This window comes from Mucilaginibacter paludis DSM 18603, from assembly GCF_000166195.2.
Lineage (GTDB): Bacteria > Bacteroidota > Bacteroidia > Sphingobacteriales > Sphingobacteriaceae > Mucilaginibacter > Mucilaginibacter paludis.
In genome coordinates this window covers 2,465,282-2,489,079 of the sequence record NZ_CM001403.1, presented here as the reverse complement: position 1 = coordinate 2,489,079, position 23,798 = coordinate 2,465,282, and the positions used below count along the sequence as shown (strand labels likewise).

19 protein-coding genes and 1 tRNA gene are annotated in these 23,798 nt (G+C 42.3%); 13 read left to right on the top strand and 7 right to left on the bottom strand.

The genetic code is table 11. The features are described 5' to 3' along the window. The first annotated feature begins 92 nt into the window (after positions 1 to 92). Positions 93 to 1,337: a cation:proton antiporter gene (locus MUCPA_RS10305; RefSeq protein ID WP_040625829.1), complete on the top strand. Its 1,245-nt coding sequence runs from the start codon at positions 93 to 95 to the stop codon at positions 1,335 to 1,337. 65 nt (positions 1,338 to 1,402) lie between these two features. After that, complete coding sequence (locus MUCPA_RS38625; RefSeq protein WP_217220458.1) at positions 1,403 to 1,849, top strand: hypothetical protein; 447 nt, start codon at positions 1,403 to 1,405, stop codon at positions 1,847 to 1,849. Between the two features lie 14 nt (positions 1,850 to 1,863). Here the strand turns inward: MUCPA_RS38625 and MUCPA_RS10295 are convergent, their stop codons facing one another. Beyond that, positions 1,864 to 3,045, bottom strand: coding sequence for an AIR synthase related protein (locus MUCPA_RS10295; RefSeq protein ID WP_008506246.1), 1,182 nt, complete (start codon positions 3,043 to 3,045; stop codon positions 1,864 to 1,866). Between the two features lie 251 nt (positions 3,046 to 3,296). Between MUCPA_RS10295 and MUCPA_RS10290 the strand changes: the two genes are divergently transcribed. Next, on the top strand, positions 3,297 to 5,084 hold the full coding sequence (locus MUCPA_RS10290; RefSeq protein ID WP_008506245.1) for a chloride channel protein: 1,788 nt from the start codon (positions 3,297 to 3,299) through the stop codon (positions 5,082 to 5,084). Between the two features lie 12 nt (positions 5,085 to 5,096). Here MUCPA_RS10290 and MUCPA_RS35940 read toward each other — a convergent pair whose 3' ends face one another. After that, positions 5,097 to 5,501 carry a hypothetical protein gene (locus tag MUCPA_RS35940; RefSeq protein WP_008506244.1) on the bottom strand — a complete coding sequence of 135 codons (405 nt, stop codon included), beginning with the start codon at positions 5,499 to 5,501 and terminating at the stop codon, positions 5,097 to 5,099. A 97-nt stretch (positions 5,502 to 5,598) separates the two neighbouring features. After that, entirely contained in the window at positions 5,599 to 7,785 is a 2,187-nt protein-coding gene (locus MUCPA_RS10280) for a glutamine synthetase III family protein (protein ID WP_008506242.1), read from the bottom strand. Positions 7,786 to 8,145: 360 nt separating this feature from the next. On the opposite strand from MUCPA_RS10280, the gene MUCPA_RS10275 reads away from it, so the two are divergent. From MUCPA_RS10275 to fbp, 9 genes are all read left to right on the top strand, one after another. Beyond that, positions 8,146 to 9,807: an ammonium transporter gene (locus tag MUCPA_RS10275; RefSeq protein ID WP_008506241.1), complete on the top strand. Its 1,662-nt coding sequence runs from the start codon at positions 8,146 to 8,148 to the stop codon at positions 9,805 to 9,807. A 244-nt stretch (positions 9,808 to 10,051) separates the two neighbouring features. After that, a complete protein-coding gene (locus tag MUCPA_RS10270) occupies positions 10,052 to 11,116 on the top strand; it encodes a porin (RefSeq protein WP_008506239.1) in 1,065 nt (354 codons plus the stop codon). Between the two features lie 71 nt (positions 11,117 to 11,187). Continuing rightward, positions 11,188 to 11,775: a DUF4468 domain-containing protein gene (locus MUCPA_RS10265; protein ID WP_040625828.1), complete on the top strand. Its 588-nt coding sequence runs from the start codon at positions 11,188 to 11,190 to the stop codon at positions 11,773 to 11,775. Positions 11,776 to 11,859: 84 nt separating this feature from the next. Then, positions 11,860 to 12,651: an energy transducer TonB gene (locus tag MUCPA_RS10260; protein ID WP_008506235.1), complete on the top strand. Its 792-nt coding sequence runs from the start codon at positions 11,860 to 11,862 to the stop codon at positions 12,649 to 12,651. A gap of 256 nt (positions 12,652 to 12,907) precedes the next feature. Further along, a complete protein-coding gene (gene purL / locus MUCPA_RS10255; RefSeq protein WP_008506234.1) occupies positions 12,908 to 15,130 on the top strand; it encodes a phosphoribosylformylglycinamidine synthase subunit PurL in 2,223 nt (740 codons plus the stop codon). Next, on the top strand, positions 15,130 to 15,519 hold the full coding sequence (gene gloA2 / locus MUCPA_RS10250; RefSeq protein ID WP_008506233.1) for an SMU1112c/YaeR family gloxylase I-like metalloprotein: 390 nt from the start codon (positions 15,130 to 15,132) through the stop codon (positions 15,517 to 15,519). Before purL ends, gloA2 begins: the two co-directional genes overlap by 1 nt. 254 nt (positions 15,520 to 15,773) lie before the next feature. Then, on the top strand, positions 15,774 to 16,484 hold the full coding sequence (locus MUCPA_RS10245) for a tRNA1(Val) (adenine(37)-N6)-methyltransferase (protein WP_050982069.1): 711 nt from the start codon (positions 15,774 to 15,776) through the stop codon (positions 16,482 to 16,484). A gap of 60 nt (positions 16,485 to 16,544) precedes the next feature. Continuing rightward, complete coding sequence (locus MUCPA_RS10240; RefSeq protein WP_008506229.1) at positions 16,545 to 17,036, top strand: metallophosphoesterase family protein; 492 nt, start codon at positions 16,545 to 16,547, stop codon at positions 17,034 to 17,036. Between the two features lie 24 nt (positions 17,037 to 17,060). Continuing rightward, on the top strand, positions 17,061 to 18,110 hold the full coding sequence (fbp, locus tag MUCPA_RS10235) for a class 1 fructose-bisphosphatase (protein ID WP_008506227.1): 1,050 nt from the start codon (positions 17,061 to 17,063) through the stop codon (positions 18,108 to 18,110). 409 nt (positions 18,111 to 18,519) lie between these two features. Here the strand turns inward: fbp and rnhA are convergent, their stop codons facing one another. The 3 genes from rnhA to MUCPA_RS10220 all read right to left on the bottom strand — a co-directional run bounded on the left by rnhA (position 18,520) and on the right by MUCPA_RS10220 (position 22,091). Beyond that, positions 18,520 to 18,987 carry a ribonuclease HI gene (gene rnhA, locus MUCPA_RS10230; RefSeq protein WP_040625827.1) on the bottom strand — a complete coding sequence of 156 codons (468 nt, stop codon included), beginning with the start codon at positions 18,985 to 18,987 and terminating at the stop codon, positions 18,520 to 18,522. Between the two features lie 276 nt (positions 18,988 to 19,263). Further along, positions 19,264 to 19,719, bottom strand: a complete 456-nt coding sequence (locus tag MUCPA_RS10225; RefSeq protein WP_008506222.1) for a BLUF domain-containing protein — start codon at positions 19,717 to 19,719, stop codon at positions 19,264 to 19,266. Positions 19,720 to 19,967: 248 nt separating this feature from the next. Further along, complete coding sequence (locus MUCPA_RS10220) at positions 19,968 to 22,091, bottom strand: heavy metal translocating P-type ATPase (RefSeq protein WP_008506220.1); 2,124 nt, start codon at positions 22,089 to 22,091, stop codon at positions 19,968 to 19,970. Between the two features lie 100 nt (positions 22,092 to 22,191). Between MUCPA_RS10220 and MUCPA_RS10215 the strand changes: the two genes are divergently transcribed. Next, positions 22,192 to 22,265 (top strand) — tRNA-His (locus tag MUCPA_RS10215). Here MUCPA_RS10215 and MUCPA_RS10210 read toward each other — a convergent pair. After that, positions 22,261 to 23,787, bottom strand: coding sequence for a recombinase family protein (locus tag MUCPA_RS10210; RefSeq protein WP_040627307.1), 1,527 nt, complete (start codon positions 23,785 to 23,787; stop codon positions 22,261 to 22,263). The genes MUCPA_RS10215 and MUCPA_RS10210 overlap by 5 nt on opposite strands. Positions 23,788 to 23,798: the final 11 nt, after the last annotated feature.

The following is a 23,798-nucleotide window of genomic DNA, read 5'->3' as shown; positions in this document are numbered from 1 at the left end:
GATAATATGTCGGGTAAAGTTAATTAAGCTTTGGATATAATATCTTCATTAATTATCATTTATTGGTGATATTTGGATTTTTGCAGTATCCTATGAACATCAGCGAAATTTTAACCATCACCATCGTGTTAGCCGCAGTGTTTGCCTATATCAACCACCGTGTTATCAAATGGCCGCCTACCATCGGCATTATGGTGCTTTCGCTTGGTACATCTATCTTTTTAGCCGTGCTGGGTAAATTCCATCCTTTTCTTTCGGATAAAGCTATTCAACTGGCATCATCCATTGATTTCAGGGATGTGCTGATGAATTTTATGCTGAGTTTTTTATTATTTGCCGGCGCCATACATATTGATGCGGCTAAACTGAAGAAAGAAGCTTTACCGGTTATGCTGTTATCAACCTTAGGTATCTTAATCTCTACTTTTTTAGTTGGGGCTATGGTTTGGTACTTGTTTGTTTTATTCAGTTTACCTATCCCTTTTATCTATTGCCTGCTTTTCGGCGCGCTTATTTCGCCCACCGATCCTATTGCTGTTTTAGCTATTTTAAAAGAAGCAAAAATACCATCCTCGCTCGAGGTTAAAATATCCGGTGAATCTTTGTTTAATGATGGAGTGGCTGTAGTGGTATTTATTACTTTACTTGAAGCATCACGGTCGGGAGCAGCCGATATTTCTGTATTGAATGTAGGCAAACTTTTTTTACAAGAAGCTGTGGGAGGATTACTTTTTGGGGCTGCACTGGGCTATATAGGTTACTATGCCTTGCGTTCGATTGACGATTATAAGGTGGAAGTTTTAATTACGCTGGCCATTGTTATGGGAGGGTACTTTATAGCCGACCATTTACATGTATCCGGCCCTTTGGCCATGGTTGTTGCCGGGATTATAACCGGGAACAAAGCCAGAAACGGAGCTCTGTCTGATTTGAGTCGCGATTACTTGGGGAAGTTTTGGGAGCTTATAGATGAGATATTGAATGCTATCCTTTTTTTATTGATTGGCTTAGAGATGCTGATCATCAAAATAAATATTGATGTTTTAATTATAGGTATGATATCGATAGCCTTGGTTTTGCTGGCAAGGTGGATCTCGGTATTTTTCCCGATACTGCTGCTGCGTTATAAAATTAAATTTGAAAAGCACACGGTAGCCATTTTAACCTGGGGAGGCCTGCGGGGAGGTTTATCGGTGGCGCTCGCCTTATCTTTAACGCCAGATATGCACCGCGACGAATTTGTGCTGATCACTTACATCATCGTGGTATTCTCTATTTTGATACAAGGGCTAACTATTGGTAGTTTTACTAAGCGGCTGTTGCAAACTGCCCCATAAATCATCTGAAACCGTTAGTTGTTAGAGCGTTTATTACTATGGATTTGAAGAAATATCTACCCATATTGTTTATTTTAAATGCCTGTCATAAAGCTGCGAGTAATCCCGGGACCACAGTTAGGCATGGCAGCTTGGTTGCGAAAGTTAATAAGACAGTAATTGCGGATAACAATATCATCATAAAACCTTGCGCAATTATCGTTAAACCCAACAGTAGGTTAATCAGCAAAGTGAAAAAAGAAATGAACGATGATGAAGCTTTTTATATCGCTACTGATGATTATATGTTTTATATGGCGCAAGCAGAGCTGTATCTTGATTCGGTTAAAGCGAATAAGATACGAAGGCTGTCCGAAGGATCTGTTAAATTTAACACCATATCCGGGCGTACCTTTGTAATGAAACTCGATACCCTGTTTTTTGGCGTATTATTATTTAATGGGAAAGACAAACCTATTACAGCCGACATCACTGATTTGCAAGCCGATTATCAAAAGTATATGAAAAATTAATGCCTTCAACAGGCTTAATTATAAACAAACTCCCCATACTCCGATGTAATGGTTACCTGCTTATGCTCAGCAGCCTCTACGCGCCCAATAACCTGCGCTTCAATGCCAAAACTTTGTGATATTTTAATCAGGTCGGCGGCAATGGCTTCGGGTACATACAGCTCCATCCGGTGGCCCATGTTAAACACCTTATACATTTCTTGCCAGCTGGTTTGCGATTCCTGCTGGATAAGTTTAAACAGGGGGGGCGTAGCGAATAAATTGTTTTTAATGATATGCAGGCGGTCTATAAAATGTAAAACCTTGGTTTGCGCGCCGCCGCTGCAGTGCACCATACCATGGATCTGGCTGCGGAAGCCATCTAATATGCTCTTTATCACCGGCGCGTAGGTGCGGGTTGGCGATAATACCAGCTTACCGGCGGTCACGGTTTCCCCATTGCCAATGTCTATCAGGTCGGTCAGGTTTTTGGAACCCGAAAATACCAGGTCTGTCGGAACAGCCGGATCGAAGCTTTCGGGGAAATTCTGGGCGATATTTTTATTGAAAACATCGTGCCGTGCGGATGTTAAACCGTTAGAACCCATACCACCGTTGTACTCGGTCTCGTAGGTGGCTTTTCCGTAAGATGCCAGTCCCACAATAACATCGCCTGCCTGAATTTTATCGTTGGATATTATATCCGCACGTTTCATGCGGCAGGTAACGGTAGAGTCTACAATAATGGTGCGTACCAGGTCGCCCACATCTGCAGTTTCGCCCCCGGTAGAGTAAATGCCGATCCCTTGCGACCGTAGTTCCTCTAAAATCTCTTCGGTACCGTTAATAATAGCGGCTATAATATCACCGTTGATCAGGTTTTTGTTGCGGCCTATGGTTGACGACAGCAAGATGCCATCGGTAGCGCCTACGCAAAGCAGATCGTCAAGATTCATGATGATGGCGTCCTGTGCAATACCTCGCCAAACTGAAATATCCCCGGTTTGTTTCCAATAAGTATATGCTAAGGATGACTTAGTACCTGCACCATCAGCATGCATAATATTACAATATTCAGGGTCGTTGCCTAAAATATCAGGGATAATTTTACAGAAAGCCTGAGGGAAAATACCTTTATCAATTTTTTGTATTGCCCGGTGTACATCATCTTTAGATGCGGAAACACCACGCTGATCGTATCTTTGCGAGGAAACCATGCTGCAAATATAAGGTTTTTGATTATTGGCTTGTTAAGTTATTTGGTTATTGAGATATTGGTTAATAGGTTATTGAGTTACTGGTTAATAGGATATTGGATAGCGAACTGAAACTCATCATCTACATTTTAATTCGCACATTTTCACATTTGAAATTCACACATTCATTTACACATTTATAATTTGCACATCCCCACATTTGCACATAGTTTTTAATATATTCCTTAAATTGCGCCCCATCTCTTTAAGCTATGTTAAAAACAATTTATATTGCAGTTAATAATTGGCGCCTTACCCGTAATGGGCAACGCAATTTTTTGCTGTACGGTAGTGCCTTTGTAGGTTTGGTTGGCGGGTTGGCGGCTGTACTTTTAAAATATCTTGTTCATTTAATGGAAGATGTGAGCCTCAACATATCCGGCCATCTATTTCATATCCTTTATATATTTTTACCCGCTGTGGGTATACTGCTCACCGTGGCCTATCAGCACCTCATCAACCGCGACCATATTGAAAAGGGCATAGGCAGTGTGCTGGCCAACATCAAGCGCAATAAATCAAACATTGCCGTTAATAATATTTACTCACATCTAATCACCAGTTCGCTCACGGTTGGCTTTGGCGGGTCATCTGGTTTAGAGGCTCCTATAGTTTGCACGGGTGCGGCCATCGGTTCAAATACAGGTAAGTTTTTCCGGCTCAGCCCTTTTGAAAAAACGGTACTATTGGCTTCAGGTTCTGCTGCAGGTATAGCGGCGGTATTCAACAGCCCTATTGCAGGTGTATTATTTGCTATTGAGATATTGATCGGCGAGATCAGTATACCAACATTTATTCCCTTGTTAATAGCCTCGGCAACCGGGGTAGTAGTAGCTAAGGCTTTATATTCAAGGCAGTTGTTTCATTTGGCAACCGAAGGCTGGGTAATGCAAGCGCTGCCATTTTATGTACTGTTAGGGCTATTAAGCGGCTTGGTGACGGTTTATATCGCTAAGGTAGGTGGCAACCTGGAGAAGGGTATATTTAAAAAGCAGAATCGTTATGTACGCGCCATCGCGGGCGGTTTGCTGCTTGGGCTCATCATTCTGCTGTTTCCACCGCTATTGGGCGAAGGGTATCATTACCTGCAGGAAGTTTTGGACGGTAACATCAACGCCTTAAAAGAACAATCTTTGTTTCCCGAATTATTATCGGGCCCGGTGGGCATGGTTTTGTTTATTGCCTGCCTGGTATTTATTAAAATAATTGCCGCCGGTATAACCATTGGTGCCGGTGGCAATGGCGGTACTTTTGCACCATCTATGTTTACCGGCGCATTTTTAGGCTTACTGGTTGCCTTTGCTGTAAACCAAACAGGGCTCATCCATTTAAATACCAGCAACTTTATAGCAGTGGGTATGGCTGGCGCTATAAGCGGAGTAATGCACGCGCCGCTTACAGCTATATTTTTGATAGCCGAAATTACAGGCGGCTATATTTTGTTTATCCCCTTAATGATCGTTTCTGCTATATCCTATATTATATCGCGGGCGTTTAATCCGCACAATATGTACTGGCACCATTTAATTGCCGAACATGATATCCATCCCGATAACGATTATAGTATGCTTGCATCCATCAGTTTAAAAAGTATGATCAATAATGATTATACGCCTATAAAAAAAGAAATAACGCTTAAACAGCTGTTTAAGCTACTGCCTCAAACCAGCAACAGTATTTTCCCTGTTTTAAGTGCAGATAACAAGCTGGAAGGGGTTGTTTTTTTAAGCGAGGTTAGAAAGTATATGTTTTCGGCTGCCGAAGATGAAATGACAGTTGCCGAAGTTATGGTAGCACCTCCGGCTATCATACAGTATAACGAATCCATCAGTAAAGTAATGGAATTGTTTGACCTGTACGGCGTATGGCACCTGCCTGTAGTGAGAGACGATGTGTTTGTTGGCTTTATATCTAAATCAGCTTTGTTTGTACGCTATCGCGAGGTGATGGTCAAGCAAAACAAAGAGGCGGATATATTTGCACCGAAGGACCACGTGTGATATTGAATGAAGTTAGTTGATTAACTCGTACTGGTTATAATTGACTGTTAAATCCTGGGATAATATCTCTTTGGTGTTGGATCCGGAATATTGTTGCTGTATTTTTATCAACAAATCCTCAGTTACATCAATGCCACCTCCGGTTTTAGCGTTAATTTTAATCATATCTATGGTGTAAATCGGCCCCCATGGTAACCCCCACCATCCCAGTATTAAAGATCTTAAATTATAACCCATTCTGTATTTGGATATTTTTTCATCCGGCCTGATAAAATGGGGCGACGACATTAAGCGATAAGTCATCGCGATTATAGAGACACAATAGCCATAACTAACAATGCGTCCGCCGTGTGATAAGTCGTCATATAATTGTTCTATCGATATACCGGCTGTCTTTTTAATGGTGTAGCTCTTCATATCACTGTTATGGTTGATTTCTATAATTGAAAATAGCAAAAAAAAGGTTAATAGCTAAGCAAATAGCTATTAACCCAATAACATATTAACTCAATAACTATTTAATAAAAAGCAGTTCCCTAAACTTAGGCAACGGCCACAGTGAGTCTTCAACTAAAAGTTCCAGTTTATCAACATGATACCGTATCGGCTCAAAGTAACTTTTTACTTTTTCGTCATAAGCGATTGATTTTTCGCGGAGATCATCAATTTTATTAGCTTTCCTGCGTTCGTCAATCATCTGGTCTACGTTATCTTTGATAAAGGTTACGTGTTTAGATATGCGCTCAATAATATCCAATTGTGCCGAATAATGCTCTTTGTTTAAACCAATTTCTTTTAAGCCTTTCACATTTTCAATCAGCTTGCTTTGGTAAGTAATCGCAGTCGGGATAATGACGTTGGTAACCATTTCACCAATTAAACGCGCTTCTATCTGTAACTTTTTGTAAAAGCTATCCAGTAAAATCTCGTGGCGTGCTTCCGATTCGCGTTTGGTATATACGCCTGTATCTGCAAATAATTTTTCAACTTTCTCTGTAACTAAAACATCCAGAGCCTTAGGTGTAGTTTTAATGTTGGATAAGCCGCGTGTAGCCGCTTCTTTTTCCCACTCTTCGCTGTAGCCGTTGCCCTCAAAACGGATAGATTTTGATTCCTTAATGTATTTTTTGATGATGGTAAGCAGGGCGATATCTTTTTTCTCTCCTTTTTTAATCAGCTTATCAACGTCAACTTTAAACTTTTTGAGCTGATCGGCAACAATCAGGTTCAAAATCGTCATCGGACTTGACGAGTTTGCTGATGATCCTACGGCGCGCAACTCAAACTTATTGCCGGTAAAAGCAAAAGGCGATGTACGGTTACGGTCGGTATTATCACGTAAAATTTGCGGTATCTTAGGTATGCCTTGCCATAACAAAGAGTCTTCCTTTATTTTTTTGCTGATGCGCGATGTTTCTATCTCATCCAATACATCGTTCAATTGGCTGCCCAGAAAAATAGATATAATAGCCGGAGGTGCTTCGTTGGCACCCAGGCGGTGATCGTTACTCACCGAAGCAATTGATGCGCGCAAAAGATCGGCATATTCATACACAGCTCTAACCGTATTTACAAAAAAGGTTAAAAACATCAGGTTGTTTTTGGGCGTTTTGCCGGGCGATAACAAGTTTTTGCCTGTATTGGTAATCATCGACCAGTTGTTGTGTTTGCCCGATCCGTTGATACCTGCGTAAGGTTTTTCGTGCAGTAATACCTTAAAATTATGCCGCTTGGCAACCTTGTCCATCACATCCATTAATAACTGGTTATGATCAATGGCCAGGTTAATTTCTTCGTAAACTGGCGCGCATTCAAATTGCGAAGGTGCAACCTCGTTGTGGCGTGTTTTTAAAGGGATACCTAATTTAAGGGCCTCGGTTTCCATATCCAGCATAAAGGCGTAAACGCGCTCCGGTATCGATCCAAAATAATGATCTTCCAGTTGCTGACCTTTGGCTGATTCGTGTCCAAATAAGGTACGGCCTGTTAAGTATAAATCGGGACGGGTGTTAAACAAAGCCAGATCAACCAAAAAATATTCCTGCTCAATACCCAGCGAGGCATTAACTTTTTCAACACTTTTATCAAAGTAATTACAAACATCAACGGCAGCTTTATCCAAAGCGCTCAACGCCTTTAATAAAGGTACCTTATAATCGAGTGCTTCGCCGGTATATGATACAAATACGGTAGGGATACATAAAGTTTTACCGGTATTGCTTTCTATGATAAATGCCGGAGATGATGGGTCCCAGGCGGTGTAGCCGCGGGCCTCAAAGGTATTGCGTATACCACCATTAGGAAAACTGGATGCATCAGGTTCTTGCTGTGCCAGCGCATCTCCCGAAAAACGTTCAATTGCCGAGCCATCAGCAGCTGGTTCAAAAAACGCATCGTGTTTTTCGGCAGTTGTTCCGGTTAGTGGCTGGAACCAGTGTGTATAATGGGTTGCTCCTTTACTCATTGCCCAGGCTTTCATGGCCGATGCAACTTGCTCTGCCATGTCGCGCGGAATTGGCTCGCCTATCTCAATGGCGCTCACTATACTTTGATAGGCTTCTTTGGATAAATAATCCATCATTTTCTTTTTATCGAAAACATTTGCCCCGTAAAAGTCTGAAATTTTGGCGCCCGGTACCTTAACTTCCGGTATTGTGCGTGTTAAAACCGCCTGTAATGCTTGAAATCTGATGTTTGACATAGTATATACCGTGAATTATTGAAATAATTCATCAAAAATATAAAACTCCTCACAAGGATTGGTTTTTTTCCGATAAAAAATAGTGTAAGATACCTCAATGCGGCATTTTTGTTTTATTTTCAAATAATTTGAAATTTTTATGCGAATACTATTGTTTTTTTAAATTATTACTCATAATTTCATAAAATCAATCAAAAAATTATATGATTTATTAAAATGGCATTAAAATCTGTTAGGAATTAATCAAAATATCTATTAATCCTATCAATTATGTTATTTCTTTATTTATAATTGTAATGTAAACCCAATTTTATCGATAAAACCTGTAACTCACTTAACAATCAAACTAAATAACAAACTATGAACTTAAAAAATGACAAAAACAAATTGCTCGGACTCAATTTGTTTAAAGACAGCGGGGGGGGAAAGAACACATCTTCCAAATGGTCAACCATCACACCAGAGCAGTGGAAAATGGGGATCACTATTTTTTCGGGAAAAATCTTAGGTTTAATGTTGGTGCTTGCCGCCATGGTTACCCTTCCGGGTTTATTTGGAACAAGCGCTCACGCCGCTGCGGCTCCGGGGCCTACCGCTATAGAAACTAATCTGATGAACTCTATCAATACCTCATGGACATTGGTAGCTGCGTTTTTGGTTTTTGGTATGCAAGCCGGATTTGTAATGCTCGAAGCCGGTTTTGCACGTACTAAGGAAACAGTGAACGTTTTAATGGAGTGTATTTTTGATACATGCCTTTGCGGGATACTTTTCTGGGCTGTTGGGTATGCATTTATGTTTGGTTGGGGCAACGGCTTTATAGGCTGGCATGGCGATCCGGCCGGTAAAATTACCGGTGCCTGGTTTTTCCTTGCCAATATCCCTGATACTTATGCTGCTACAGGTATTCCATTGTTAGCACATTGGATTTTCCAGTACGCTTTCGCTGATACCTGCTCAACCATCGTATCGGGTGCCATGATCGGACGTACCAGTTTCCGCGGAGATATTCTTTACTCTATCGGTATCACCGGTTTTATCTATCCAATAATTGGCCACTGGGCTTGGGGGCCGGATGGTTTCCTTGCGCTGATGGGCAGCAAAGGCGGTTTCTTCGAATCTTTAGGTACCGGCTTCCGCGATTTTGCTGGCTCAACCGTAGTACACACTATAGGTGGTATAGCTTCGCTGGCGGGTGCTATCGTATTAGGGCCGCGTTTCGGACGAATTTTTGCACGTGATGATAAAGCTAAAGGTGGTATGCCACCTCCGCATAACTTAACCTTAGCTGCAATAGGCGGGTTTATCCTGTGGTTTGGATGGTACGGCTTTAACCCCGGAAGTACACTATCTGCAATGGATATGCAAGGTATAGGCCGTATTGCCGCCAACACTACGCTTGCTGCCTGCGGTGGCGGTATGGCAGCTATGTTTATCGCTTTATGGTTTGGTCCTACCAAAGGTAAATTTGATTTAGGTTATACCATTAACGGTTTCCTTGCCGGTTTGGTAGCTATTACCTGCCCTTGTTACTGGGTTAGCCCGGGCGGCGCCATCCTTTTAGGTTTGGTAGCAGGCGTGCTTACCTATGTATTTATGAATGTGGTAGAGTGGTTCCGTGTTGACGATCCAGTTGGGGCTGTTACTGTACACGGTATCAACGGTATTTGGGGTACTTTATCTTTAGGCTTATTTGCCTGCGGAAAATATGGCGCAACAGGCCCTACTGGTGCCGATAATTCTTCACCGGTAGCTGGTTTATTTTACGGCGGTGGTTTCCAGGTGCTGGAAGCTCAGGCCATAGGCAGTGCTATTATTACTGTATCAACCTTTGTTGTTTGTTTGGTGATGATGTATATCGTTATGAAGTTACCTCATCCATGGAGCTTACGTGTGCCAATTGAAGCAGAAACAGGTCCAGGTGGTTTGGATGTGTTTGAGCACGGTACGGGTGCATATCCTGATATAGCCGAAGAAGAAATTGATCTTTCAAAACTTGGCGTTGCTGAGTATGCTAAATAATATGCTTCTTGCATCTTATTTTAATAAAAGTATACTATAAGATTCCTCAATTACCTATCATATTGATTTCCCCGATCAATATGATAGGTTTCAAATCAAAACTGACCTTTTATTGATTAACTTAAATTGATGATTATTAGCCAATTGTCTCTATGGGCTTTTATTGGCCTTTAATTAGCATTGGCTTGAAAGATGAATAAGATTAACTCACTCAATAATTAAATCAAACCCACAATCAAAAAACATGAAACAAAAACTATTACTCATTTGTGCATTTGTAGCATCGGGGTTCGCCGTTAAGGCTCAGGACACGATAAAAGTTACCAGTGACGCGCCGCTGGTGATCTCAGGATCGGTAGATACTTATTTTAAGTATGATTTTTCCGGGAAAAAAATTGCCAATATCCCAACCAGCTTTGCAAGCGAGCAAAATTCTATCTCTTTAGGCATGATCGATCTGGGCCTGAAAAAAACAGTAGGCAAAGCTTCGTTTGTAGGTGAATTATCATTTGGCCCAAGGGGTGAAGCTCAGTCAATCCCTAATGCAGGAACCAACGGGCAATCTTACCACATTCAAAATTTATACGTAAGCTATAATTTTACTGATAAGTTTAATGTAACCGGTGGTTATATGGCTACGTTTGTTGGCTACGAAGTAATTTCTCCGGTGGGTAACTTCAACTATTCAACTTCTTATTTATTTACCAATGGTCCGTTCCAAAATGCTGGTATTAAAGCTACTTACGCCTTTACTGATAAAGTAAGCTTAATGGCCGGAATTTTTAATGATTCGTGGAATGCTTACACCTCAACTAATGATGTATCAACTTTTGGTGCGCAGTTAATGGTGGCTCCTGTAAAAGGCTGGACTGCTTATCTTAACTTAGTTGCCGGATACGCATCTGGAACAGAGTTTGATTTAACTACCACCTACCAAATTACAGATGCCTTTAAATTAGGTTTAAACGCGGCCGATTTTACAGCTCCTAAATATTTAGGTTACGATAAAGGTGGTTTTACAGGCGCCGCTTTATATCCTCAATATGCAGTATCTAAATCTGTAACATTAGGGTTAAGAGGTGAGTATTTTAAAACAAAAACAGGCACTTACTTTACTGCCGGTCCTCCTCCAGGCGAAAACGTAACTGCCTTTACGCTTACTGCTAACATCAAGGCAGGCCCGTTAAACTTTATTCCTGAGGTGAGATTGGATAACGCTTCAAAATCGGTATTTACCAATGGTGATGGTGTTCCTAATTCTACCAAGTCAGCTTCACAATTTGCTGTAGCTGCGGTATATGCTTTCTAATTAAAGAAAAAATATTCTTAACTTTAAAAGCCGTCAGGAAGCTATTCCTGGCGGCTTTATTGTATGATGATATGAATAAATTAATAGTGTTATTTTTTTGCCTTGCTTTAAGTAAGGCAGCAATGGCTCAAAAGGATTCGCTGGCTTTGGATGAGCACGGCAAATATATTTACTACAAAATAGTGAGTATGAATAAATACACCGCTGATACTTTGTACCAAAGGAGCCTGCGTTTTTTTAAAAACATTGCCGATAAAAAAAGTTTGAAAATCACATCTGCCGATCCAGGCAACATGGGCTTGGCCGGTACCGGCTTTTTTACGGTTTATAAAACGGCAATAACCAAACATCCCGACGGGCAAATTGCTTATCAGCTTAAACTGGAAGTAAAGGATGCTAAGTACAGGTACTGGTTAACCAATTTTGTATATACCCCCTATTTTAGGGACAGGTATAATAATTATGTCCCTCAAAATAATGTTGAAGTTCCGTTGGAAAAACTATCGAAAAATATCGCCGAAAAGGATCTGAATAGCTATCTGGATGAGTCGGCTTTGTTTGGAAGGCAATTAGGCGAGCGTTTAAAAAAGTATTTGACAAATGTAGTTGTGGTTGAAAAGAAGGCCGTACCCAAAGTTATCTCTATTGGTAAATGGTGAGGGCATTTAAATAACATGAGGGTGTAATAGCCAAGCGTATTTATTTATCGTATAAAAGCATTACCTTTAAGATTATATATAACCATGATGCTTAATTCGAAATTTGACATATGTAGCCCCGAGTGGATAGAGCGTGTGTTCGAAAACCGGAATAAAAGTTACGGCGCTTATGATATCAGGAAGCACTATGCGTCCAACGTATTGCGCGCCCTTGGTGTTACTGTGCTTTTTCTGGCTGCTGTTTTTGGCGGATCGATGTTACTGGCCGATAATCAAAACGATGCCATTAGTGTAAACCAAATTGATGTTACCAATCAGAACCTTCATGTGGTTAAGGAGCCATCTCCACAAAAGCGTGATAAATTAAATAAATCTGCCGTTTCACCTTCCCTAAAGGAACCGGGCGGTAAAAATCATAGCTCATTAAATGGCAATCATCATGCGGTTAAACAAACCTCAGTTGTGCCGGTATCAAATACTGATCAGCCGCTGTTGATCACTTCTGCAGCCAAGCCAACCGAGCCTTCTAATTCAACACTTCAGCAGCAAATTGATGTTTTGGATAACGATGAGGTAGCTATTAAACCCGTGCTGCCGGGCGGTGCCCAGCAATGGTCGAAGTTTTTAGAAAGCAACTTGCGTTATCCGGCAGAAGCCAAAAAAAATAGAATTTCGGGTAAGGTTTGGATGAGCTTTATAGTTGAAAGGGATGGCCATGTTTCCAATGTATTGGTGGAACGTGGTGCAGGCTACGGTTTTGATGAGGAAGCTCTGCGTGTTTTAAAGTTGTCGCCAGTTTGGATCCCCGGTAACCATAACGGGCAAACTGTCCGGGTTAAATATGTCCTTCCCATCAATTTTCATATAGAACATTAGACTTCGTGAAGCAGCTTAAAGTGCTTTAGTTTCGGTGGTTTCCCGCGTGCTTATCAAGACCACTAATTCACTCCTGACTCAAGGCTCAAGACTCCCGACTATATCATAACAAATCTTTTATAGCAGAGATAAAAAACGCCGGGGCTTCAATGTTAATATGTTTAATCCATACGTTTAAAACATTCCTGATTTTAAAACGGGATTATTACCAGCAAATTCATAATTTTGCGCTTTCCTTAAATAAAACCACGATACATTGGAGCACCAGGAATTAACCACCGTTGAAACCGCTAAAAATTTAGGTTTACTACCCGAAGAATTTGACAGAATAAAAGAGATATTGGGCCGCACGCCTAACTTTACCGAACTTTCTATTTTTTCGGTGATGTGGAGCGAGCATTGCTCTTATAAAAACTCTATCACCTGGTTAAAAACCCTCCCTAAGGATGGACCGCGTATGCTGGCTAAGGCCGGCGAAGAGAATGCCGGCTTAGTTGACCTTGGCGACGGTATTGGCTGCGCATTCAAAATCGAATCGCACAACCACCCATCGGCATTGGAGCCTTACCAGGGAGCAGCTACAGGTGTTGGCGGTATAAACCGCGACATATTTACCATGGGCGCGCGCCCTATAGCACAATTAAACTCCTTGCGCTTTGGCGACCTTAAACTGGATAAAACCAAATGGCTGGTAAAAGGAGTGGTAAAAGGTATTGGCGATTACGGCAATGCTTTTGGGATACCAACTGTTGGCGGCGAATTGTTTTTTGATGAGTGTTATAACATTAACCCCTTGGTTAACGCCATGTCGGCAGGTATTGTAAAGGCTGGTGAAACGGTTTCGGCAACATCGTATGGCGTGGGTAACCCGGTGTACATCGTTGGGTCGGCAACCGGTAAGGATGGTATCCACGGCGCGGCATTTGCCTCGAAAAATATTACAGAAGATTCGGTGAATGATTTACCTGCCGTACAGGTGGGCGATCCCTTCCAGGAAAAATTATTGCTCGAAGCTACGCTCGAGGTGATTAAAACCGGCGCCGTTGTAGGTATGCAGGATATGGGCGCGGCAGGTATCATCTGTTCCAACTCCGAAATGTCGGCCAAGGGCGAGCATGGTATGCGGATTGACCTGGATATGGTTCCAACACGCCAGCCTAATATGAAGCCTTTCGAAATTTTGCTTTCTGAATCGCAGGAGCGGATGCTGATTGTGGTATACAAAGGACGCGAAAAAGAAGTTGAGGCTGTTTTTGACAAATGGGACTTAAACTGCGCCATTATAGGCGAAGTTACCGACACCAAACGGCTGCACTATTATATGCATGGCGAACTGGTAGCCGACGTACCTGCCGACGACCTGGTTTTAGGTGGCGGTGCACCGGTTTACAAACGCGAATACCGCGAACCGGCTTATTTCCAAAAAAACCAGCAATTTAAAATAGACGACGTTGCAGAGCCTGCAGATTTAAAGGCTGTTGCCGATCATCTGGTATCGCACCCCAATATCGCGTCGAAGCGTTGGGTTACCAATCAGTATGATTCTATGGTGGGTACCGCTACCATGACCACCAATCGCCCTTGCGATGCCGCGGTAGTAGCTGTAAAAGATACTAATAAAGCCATTGTATTAACCGTGGATTGTAACTCCCGCTATGTATACGCCGACCCGCAAAAAGGTTGTGCAATCGCCGTAGCCGAAGCCGCACGCAATATTACCTGTGCCGGTGGCGAGCCTGTAGCCATTACCAATTGCCTTAACTTTGGTAACCCTTATGTGCCCGAAGTATACTGGCAATTTGTGGGTGCCATTAAAGGGATGAGCGAGGCTTGTACCAAGTTTGAAACACCGGTTACCGGCGGTAACGTGAGTTTTTATAATCAATCTACAGATGATGGGCCGGTATTCCCTACGCCAACTATAGGTATGTTGGGTGTGATGGATGATATTGCCAACATCATGACGGCCGACTTTAAACAAGAGGGCGACCTGATTTACCTGTTAGGCGAATCTGTGAACGATATAGCCTCATCGCAATACCTGGCATCCCATCACAAAGTACTGGCCGCGCCAGCGCCTTATTTTGACCTGGACAAGGAGTATGCGCTGCACCAGGTGGTGAAACAATTGATTACCCAAAAGCTGATCCAATCGGCACATGATGTGGCCGATGGTGGCCTATATATCACCTTGTTGGAATCGGCTATGCCAAACGGCCTCGGTTTTACCATCGAAGCTGATGATTCCATCCGTAAGGATGCCTTTTTGTTCGGCGAAGCACAAGGCAGGGTAGTGGTATCGGTTAAACCGGAAGGCCAGGAAGCATTGGTGGAATTGCTTTCCACCTCCGAGATTGATTTTACCTTACTCGGAACGGTTAACGCAGGCGATTTATTGGTTGACGGGGAGTTATTCGGTACCGTATCGGCCGCTAAAGATGTTTACGATAACGTATTGGTTAACATTTTGGGAGAATAATGTTAAAACTTAACCGGGTACATCATATTGCCATTATTTGCTCGGATTATCAAATATCCCGGCATTTTTATACCGGAATACTCGGCTTGGAAATTGTGGGCGAAGTTTACCGAGAAGAGCGGGATTCGTACAAGCTTGATCTGAAGGTGGGCGACCAATATCAGATCGAGCTGTTTTCGTTCCCCCACCCTCCCGAAAGGCCCTCCAGGCCCGAAGCATCGGGCTTACGGCATTTAGCTTTTGAGGTAGACGATTTAGACGCTTCGAAAGCCCTTTTAGAGGAGCATGGCGTATCAGTTGAGCCTGTAAGAGTTGACGAGTTTACCGGCAAACGCTTCACTTTTTTTGCCGACCCCGATGGTTTGCCGCTGGAGCTTTACGAGAAGTAGAATCGTAATCATAGTAATCCCTCCCCACTTGTCATTTCGACCAGCGGGAGAAATCTTTTGCGAGCGATGAGTTTACAGCGGATTGATCGCTTGCAAAAGATTTCTCCTCGTACCTCGTCGTATGACATTTTTCTTTAGAAACGGTACACTTCTGCCAACTGAAAACCAGGATACAGTCGGCCTGAAACAATAAATTTCCCAATTAAATCGAAAAAAAACCTTAATCTTTCATAAATTTAGTTCATTTGGGTAAGATGATGGTATTCAGATTTAAGCAATTCGATGTCGACCAGTCCGGCTGTGCCATGAAGATCAATACCGATGGCGTACTGCTTGGCGCGATGGTGAAAGCTGATGAACCACACTATATTCTGGATATTGGGACTGGGACAGGCGTGATTGCCTTAATGATGGCTCAAAAATTCCCAGGTGCTGTTATCGATGCTGTGGAACTCGATACTGCTGCCGCGCAAACCGCCGGTAAAAATTTCGGTAACTCAAACTTCAGTAACAAGCTTCATGTTCACCCGCTTGGTTTTGAAGAATATTTTAACCATCACCCGGAAAAAAAATACGATTTGATTGTAGCTAACCCGCCTTTCTATATTAATTCTTTAGAAGCCGCAGGTGACAAGATGAACTTAGCCAAGCATACCGATCAAACCTTCTTCGAAGTTTTAATTAAAGCGGTTTCTGCACATTTGGCCAGTAAGGGGTTATGCTGGCTGGTGCTTCCGGTTGCAACGGCCTCATTGGTTAAAAAACTGATTTTGCCCTATCAGCTTTATGTGCATCACACCATCAACATTCATTCTTTTACAGATGTTGATGCCCATCGCGAAGTTGTTGTATTGGGTACCATACCAGTGCAAAGTACTACAGAGCGGTTTATTATTTACAACTCGCCCAAAGTATATAGCAAACAATACCAGGAGATATTGAAAGATTTTTTTACTATCTTTTGATATTGAAATATCAATACCCTTTTTAATTGAATATTTTACGCTTACCATAATTATTTTAGTATGACTCGGATAGGCCTTATTTCGGATACACATGGATATCTTGATGATGCTGTTTTTAAACACTTTGACAAAGTTGACGAAATATGGCATGCAGGCGACTTTGGTACTATCGAATTAGCCGACGCTTTAGCCGCTTTTAAGCCCTTGAGGGGTGTTTATGGAAATATTGATGATAAGGATATCCGTTTACAGTACCCCGAAGACGCGCGTTTTTACTGCGAAAACGTTGATGTGTGGATGACGCATATCGGCGGTTACCCGGATAAATACAGCCCGAGAGTAAAGGGTACAATTTACACTAAGCCCCCTGGTTTATTTATCAGCGGGCACTCGCATATCTTAAAAGTTGTATACGATAAGAAGATTAATTGTTTGCATTTAAACCCCGGAGCAGCAGGTAAACAAGGATGGCACAGGATGCCAACATTGATGCGTTTTTGCATTTCTGAAGAAAAAATTCATACCTTAGAGGTAATTGAATTGGTTAAATAATAATGTAAAAAATACACTAAGCCCATGTTGATAGCTAAAACTTTAGGACAATTTATTATTGAGAAACAAGCAGACTTCCCTTATGCCAAAGGCGAGTTATCGCGTTTACTGCGGGATATCGGTATCGCTGCTAAAATTGTTAACCGCGAAGTTAATAAAGCAGGCTTGATGGATATTTTGGGCGAAGCAGGTAGCACCAATATACAGGGCGAATCGCAAAAAAAACTGGACATATTTGCCAACGAGCAGTTCATTTCGGCCTTACAAAGTGGTGGCGAGTGCTGTATAGTAGTATCCGAAGAAAACGACGAATATATTTATATCGATTCGGAGATATCAAAAAACGCAAAATATATTGTAGCTATTGATCCCCTGGATGGCTCATCAAACATTGATGTAAACGTGAGCGTGGGTACTATTTTTTCTATCTATCGCCGTAAATCAACAAACGGGAAAGCCACGTTAGACGATGTTTTACAAAAAGGGGTTGACCAGGTAGCCGCAGGTTATGTTATTTATGGCTCATCAACCATGCTGGTATATACAACGGGCAAGGGCGTTAACGGCTTTACGCTTGATCCATCTATAGGCGAGTTCTGCTTGTCGCACCCTAACATGACAATCCCCGAGGATGGTTTTATCTATTCCATCAACGAAGGTTATTATACCCACTTCCCCGACGGGGTAAAAAAATACATTAAGTATTGCCAGGTTGAAGATACCACTACACGCAGGCCTTACACCTCGCGTTATACCGGATCTATGGTGGCCGATTTGCACCGTAACATGATTAAGGGAGGGATATTTATTTACCCTATAACAGCAAGCGCACCTAATGGGAAACTGAGGTTGGTTTACGAATGTAATCCGATGGCGTTTATCATTGAGCAAGCCGGTGGATTAGCCTCAAACGGTTACGAGCGTATACTTGAACTTGATGTAACCGAACTGCACCAACGCTCGGCTATATTTATCGGGTCGGCCAATATGGTTAAGCGTGCCGAAGAAATGATGAAAAGCTTTTCACCACAGATAACCAAAAAATCATTCGAAGGTGTGGTGAATATCCAATAGCCGCTATAGTTGGCTTCTGTTGTAAATTACTGATAGCTATTTGAAAAAGGCACTATAATCAAATGTTGATTGTGGTGCCTTTTCTTTTTACCCTCGCTGTTCGTAGACTCCGTCTACGAACCTCTATGCCGGTAGTCTCCGACTACCGTTTACAATGTTTGTAATGATGTTAGGACGAATGAGCCTAAATTATAAGGCCAGGTGATGGAAACGATTTAAGGATTTCTAAAATATAAGTATTGGTGCGATGATACCAAAATCATATTAAAAAATCACAAAAACAGTATCAAGGCGGCTGAAGCAGAGCAGTAATTATTTTAGCCGGTAGTCGGAGACTACCGACATATACGTTCGTAGACAAAGTCGACGAACAGCGAATAGTAGGCTCCAGAACTCGATACTTAAAACGCTACACGCCGCCCCTGGCGGCTTCAGCCTCAAAAACCGAATCGATTAAGAGGCCGGGCTGTTTAGAAGCGGCAACGGCAAGCCTGTCGCAGCGTTCATTTTCGGGATGGCCGTTATGCCCGCGCACCCAAACAAATTTAATCTGGTGCACTTTAATCAGCTCTAACAAGCGCAACCACAAATCCTTGTTCTTTTTATCTTTAAATCCTTTTTGTACCCATCCGTAGAGCCATTTTTTTTCAATAGGGTCTATCACATATTTTGAATCAGAGAAGATGGTTACCGTTTGGTTAGGCTTGGTTAAAGCCTCTAAACCCTTAATTACAGCTAACAGTTCCATGCGGTTATTGGTGGTTTTGCGATAGCCGCCAGATAGTTCTTTATAATGTGCGCCCGAACGTAAAATAGTGCCATAGCCGCCCGGACCCGGGTTTCCGCTCGATGCGCCGTCTGTAAAGATCTCGATCATTATTTTTAGTTCGTTATTAGGGATTGGCAAATGCAATAATAGCATTATCCAACCTGGATTTGTTTTTGCGAAGATGGCAATAATGATGCAAAAACTAAAGAAACAGATTAGTGACCGATTAAAGCAGGCTGGGCTTTAGCGTTATAAAACGCGACTGGGGACAATATACAATAGGGACCGCTGTTATAGTGCAAAAGCTAAAAATACCGCTTAGTGCAGAGTGAATTTATTTGTACCAAGCAAAATAGAATTTAACTATAGCCTCCCCCGTGCCATTTACCTGGCCTGTAATGCCTGGTTAATGGCATGAGGGTAATTATTTTGTGCGAATGATTTGATAAACAACAGGGCTTCGTGATTTTGATTACGAGCGGCCTCATTGCCTATAGCATCAATTGTTTCGAGACGTTTGTAGCCTCTTATAATCGACAAGGTTTCGGCATCGACAGATAAAAAGCCCATAGACCAATCTGGAAAGGCATGGGTTTCCATTATCCCCTCGGTTATTATAGTTAAACCAAAATGGCGTTTATCCTTGCAAATGGAATTTAACAGTTTATCAATCACAACCTTATCCCCTTCTATGGCTTGTATAAAGGTACCTTCGTGATAAAGCAACACACCTGTGATACCAAGCCTGAAATTATTATTGCGGCTTTTGATTAAAATTTCTATCAGATCTTCGTCCGTCATTAATCTGGCGGCTGTGCTGATGTAAACAACGTAGTACATAAATTGCAATAAGAGTTTACAGTAGTCAACAAATAACGGACCGGTTTGTGTTGATTAAGTAAACAATTGTGATGTTATTAGCTTTGTTTAACGGATTAATGACGAAAAGAATTGCCATACTGTTTTTAAGAAGCTGCAGATGATGGTCAATAGGTATTTACTTAGCCCTGCTGGTTAAATAAAGTAACCGGTGCATCAGTAAATTTACCTCAGGATAAGCCAATATTTTATAGTTGGCACGGTATTACTTAATTGAATATGTTTTTCTTTTTTAACCGTAGCGAGTTGCCTATAACTACCACATCAGAGAAAGCCATAGCAAAAGCACCGAGCATCGGGTTAAGCATGCCAATGGCTGCCAGCGGTATGGCCACTATATTGTAAGCAAATGCCCAAAACAGGTTTTGTTTAATAGTGATGAGCGTGTGCTTGCTGATCTGTAAAAATTTAACTACCGAATGCAGATCGGTATTTAACAAAATCACCCTGGCCGATTGTATAGCTACCTGGCTGGCATCGTTCATGGATACGCCTACATCGGCCTGGGTAAGCGCAGGGGCATCGTTTATGCCATCGCCTATCATCACCGTTTTGCCTTTTTGTTTGTAGATATCTATCACCATCAGTTTTTGCTCGGGCAGGTTTTCGGCGTGCACCTCATCAATCCCGATGGCCTGGGCTACCTGTATGCACTTGCTGTGTCTGTCGCCGCTGAGCAGTACCGGGATAATATCCATTTTTTTAAGTTTCGCAATCAATTCTTTAGCGTCGGGCTTAATTTCATCGTCGATGGAGATTTGTGCCAGCAGCTGCTGATTTCGGTATAAAAACAAATTGAAATCATCGGTGCCCGGTTTGCTTGTGCCCGATTTTAAACCCGAGCCCAAAAAGTAATGGTTACCATCAATATCTTCGGCGCGCATACCCAGGCCTTTTTCTTCGCTAACCGATTTGAGTATCACCTTTTTTAAAGGCAGGGATTTTAACTCTTTCACCAGCGATTGGGCAATGGGGTGATTTGAGCGCTCCTCGATGGAAAGGATCAACCCTCTCACTTTTTCTATATCGTCCGTTTCGGCTTTAATTTGGCGGATTTTAAATTTGCCCGTGGTTAAGGTGCCCGTTTTATCAAATACTACATACTTGGTATTAGCTATGGCTTCAATAGTATCGCCACCCTTAATCAGTATTCCGTTTTTAGCCGCGCGCCCTAAGCCCACCATTACCGCCGTTGGTGTGGCCAGGCCCATAGCACATGGGCACGAAATAACCAATACCGCTATGGCATTCATTAAAGAGTGTTGAAAGCCGATGCTAAACACCCAATAAGTTATAACAAAAGTAAGCAGTGAAATGCCTATTACCGCCGGAACAAATATGGCCGCCACGCGGTCGCCTAATTTTTGGACCGGTGGTTTGGCGGACTGCGCCCTTTTCATCAGCTCGATAATTTGCGCTAATATGGTGTTTGAGCCCACCTTGGTAGCAATCATCCGGATATTGCCGCGCTGAACGATAGTTCCGCCTATTACCTGGTCGTACTTTGTTTTTTCGACAGGGATACTCTCGCCGGTAAGCATTGATTCATCGATAGAGGCATCGCCCGAAAGGACGTCCCCGTCAACCGGAACCTTATCGCCCTGGTTTACCAGCAGGATATCGCCGGGGCGCACATCCCTCGCGCTGATTACTTCCGTTTCGCCGTTAAGCAGGCGGGTTGCCTTTACTTGCTGAATCTTAACCAGGTCTTTAACAGCCGATGTGGTTTGGCTAACGGATCTTTTTTCTAACACGTTGCCCAATAGCACCAGGGTGATGATAGTAGCGCAGGTTTCGTAAAAAAGGTAATCGGGGCCTAAATTCTGAAAGGTGCCTATCAAACTGTAAATAAAAGCCGAGCTTGAGCCAACAAATATCAGCACATCCATATTGGGCACGCCACCTTTGATGGAGTTAAAAGCGCTTTTGCCAAAATGCAAACAACCCAACGTAAATACCGGGAGGCATAAAATTAACTGAACAATGGGGTTATGCAAAAAATGCCATGGCAAAACCATGTGCAGCAATAAAGGGATGGTGAATATGAGCGAGAAGATGAATTTGTTTTCAACCTTCTCGTAAAAGTGTTCGTTGTTGATATTGATATCTTCAACCACTTTAAAACCGAGCCCCTCAATATTTTTTATCACATCGGGCACTACCGACTCGTCGACGGTGGAAAATTTGACCTCTTCGCTTGCAAAATCGACAAAGATGTGATGAAAGCCTTTCTTTTCCAAAAGCTTATGTATGGATAACGCACAATTATTGCAGTGCATTCCGGTTACATTGAGTTCAATTAATTGTTCGGCCATAGTAACAAATTTACCCATTTGCTTAAAATCGATCTAAATAAAATAGTAAACTTAATGTAATATTAAAAAAGTACTTGATTTTAGCCGGAAGATTTTTACCTTTGCAATCTCCAAAACGGTAGATGTAGCTCAGTTGGTTAGAGCATCGGTTTGTGGTACCGAGGGTCGTGGGTTCGAGCCCCATCATTTACCCTTTATGGGGCAAGGTCTTTAAAATAGATTTTTGCCCCATTTTTTTTGCCTGTAACTCCTTGTTTTTCATATATATTACAGACGCAGCCTCGTTCATTTTCGTGGTTCGACATCCCCCCTCAGAATAGGTCAATTTTTCAGGAAAAAGCATCCCTACTAAGTATCTTTGCCCCCCAATTGTCGAATCATCAAACCACCTATCCAGCATTTCCAGGTTCAAAATCGCTTTTTCTGCTATCGGTTTGATGTTTAAAAGGTTCGAACTTTGTTCCATAACCGTGTTCAGCTTCGCTTCCAGCCTTACCACCTGTTCACTAGCATCATCTTTTACCTTGCGAAATTCGGCCGCATCGATCTCGTCTGATAGCATCAACTCCCTGGCTTTATCAATTCGGTTGTTTTGCTCATTGATGTGTTGTATTAATTCTTTGCGTTCTTCCTTGATAGAACGTGTCTGGTTATTGTAGCAGTCCGTCACGGTTTCGACAAATAGTTCTGAGTAACCTTTACGCGGTAAAAACAGCATCAGTTCCTCCATAAATGACTTATTGACTTCCTCAGCCCTAAAGCGAACGCCACAGGCAGAACGGCAATGGTAATAAACCCGGTAAGTGGTACGGCCTTTGGAAGCACTGCCGGTTAACATTCTTGGACATTTAGGACATTTCAAAAAGTTGCGCAGTGGCAGATCCTTTGGCGTGGCTATCGCTAATCCATATACTTTCTTTCTACCATCCAGTACGTCCTGTACTTTATAGAATAACCCTTCTGAAATCAGCGGTTCGTGTAATGCCTGTACCAGTCTTGCCGGTTCATCTTTATATTCTGCCAACCTGATCTTTCCGCAGTAAGCAGGGTTTCTTACGCAGGTATAAAAGTTGTTCTTACTGCATTTAATGCCTTTTTCCCGCATAGCGTGCAATATTTGTTCGCCTGAAAAAATACTTTCGCTCAATTGCTCGAATACCCATTTCATTACCGAGGCTTCCGGTTCTTTAACGGCAATATACCTGGAACCGTTTTCACGCGCCTTATTGGCATAGCCCAATGGCGCTTTACCCATCCATCGTCCTTCTTTCTTGGCCTGCCTGATGCCGAAGAACGTATTCAATCCCCTGCGGTCATTCTCAATTTCAGGGGTAGTCAGGTAAATGGCCAGCATCATCTTGTTTTCCGGAATACTCATATCCAGAGGCTGCTCGATAGCCTGCGGATCAACACCCAGTTTTTTCAGTGTGGTGATCATTTGGTAAGCATCCGATGTATTCCTGCTAAATCTGTCCCATTTGGTAAATAACAATAAGTCTGTTTTGTGCTTGTGTTTTTTGAGGGTAATGAGCAGTTTTTTCCATTCCGGGCGATTAAAGGTTTTTGCGGAATGGTCTTCAAAGATGACATTGCGTACTTTAATGTTCTGCATTTCACAATACTGTCGGAGAACGTGTTCCTGGCTTCGGGGCGAATACCCCTTTTGTGCCTGTTCGTCCGTACTTACACGGACATACAAATCTGCGGTTTTCATAATTTTTTTCT

Bases quoted from the DNA above. Each gene is read 5' to 3' on its own strand.
- MUCPA_RS10305 (WP_040625829.1), top strand. From the start codon at position 93: ATGAACATCAGCGAAATTTTAACCATCACCATCGTGTTAGCCGCAGTG.
- MUCPA_RS10295 (WP_008506246.1), bottom strand. From the start codon at position 3,045: ATGGTTTCCTCGCAAAGATACGATCAGCGTGGTGTTTCCGCATCTAAA.
- MUCPA_RS10290 (WP_008506245.1), top strand. From the start codon at position 3,297: ATGTTAAAAACAATTTATATTGCAGTTAATAATTGGCGCCTTACCCGT.
- MUCPA_RS35940 (WP_008506244.1), bottom strand. From the start codon at position 5,501: ATGAAGAGCTACACCATTAAAAAGACAGCCGGTATATCGATAGAACAA.
- MUCPA_RS10280 (WP_008506242.1), bottom strand. From the start codon at position 7,785: ATGTCAAACATCAGATTTCAAGCATTACAGGCGGTTTTAACACGCACA.
- MUCPA_RS10275 (WP_008506241.1), top strand. From the start codon at position 8,146: ATGAACTTAAAAAATGACAAAAACAAATTGCTCGGACTCAATTTGTTT.
- MUCPA_RS10270 (WP_008506239.1), top strand. From the start codon at position 10,052: ATGAAACAAAAACTATTACTCATTTGTGCATTTGTAGCATCGGGGTTC.
- MUCPA_RS10265 (WP_040625828.1), top strand. From the start codon at position 11,188: ATGAATAAATTAATAGTGTTATTTTTTTGCCTTGCTTTAAGTAAGGCA.
- MUCPA_RS10260 (WP_008506235.1), top strand. From the start codon at position 11,860: ATGATGCTTAATTCGAAATTTGACATATGTAGCCCCGAGTGGATAGAG.
- gloA2 (WP_008506233.1), top strand. From the start codon at position 15,130: ATGTTAAAACTTAACCGGGTACATCATATTGCCATTATTTGCTCGGAT.
- MUCPA_RS10245 (WP_050982069.1), top strand. From the start codon at position 15,774: ATGATGGTATTCAGATTTAAGCAATTCGATGTCGACCAGTCCGGCTGT.
- MUCPA_RS10240 (WP_008506229.1), top strand. From the start codon at position 16,545: ATGACTCGGATAGGCCTTATTTCGGATACACATGGATATCTTGATGAT.
- fbp (WP_008506227.1), top strand. From the start codon at position 17,061: ATGTTGATAGCTAAAACTTTAGGACAATTTATTATTGAGAAACAAGCA.
- rnhA (WP_040625827.1), bottom strand. From the start codon at position 18,987: ATGATCGAGATCTTTACAGACGGCGCATCGAGCGGAAACCCGGGTCCG.
- MUCPA_RS10225 (WP_008506222.1), bottom strand. From the start codon at position 19,719: ATGTACTACGTTGTTTACATCAGCACAGCCGCCAGATTAATGACGGAC.
- MUCPA_RS10220 (WP_008506220.1), bottom strand. From the start codon at position 22,091: ATGGGTAAATTTGTTACTATGGCCGAACAATTAATTGAACTCAATGTA.
- MUCPA_RS10210 (WP_040627307.1), bottom strand. From the start codon at position 23,787: ATGAAAACCGCAGATTTGTATGTCCGTGTAAGTACGGACGAACAGGCA.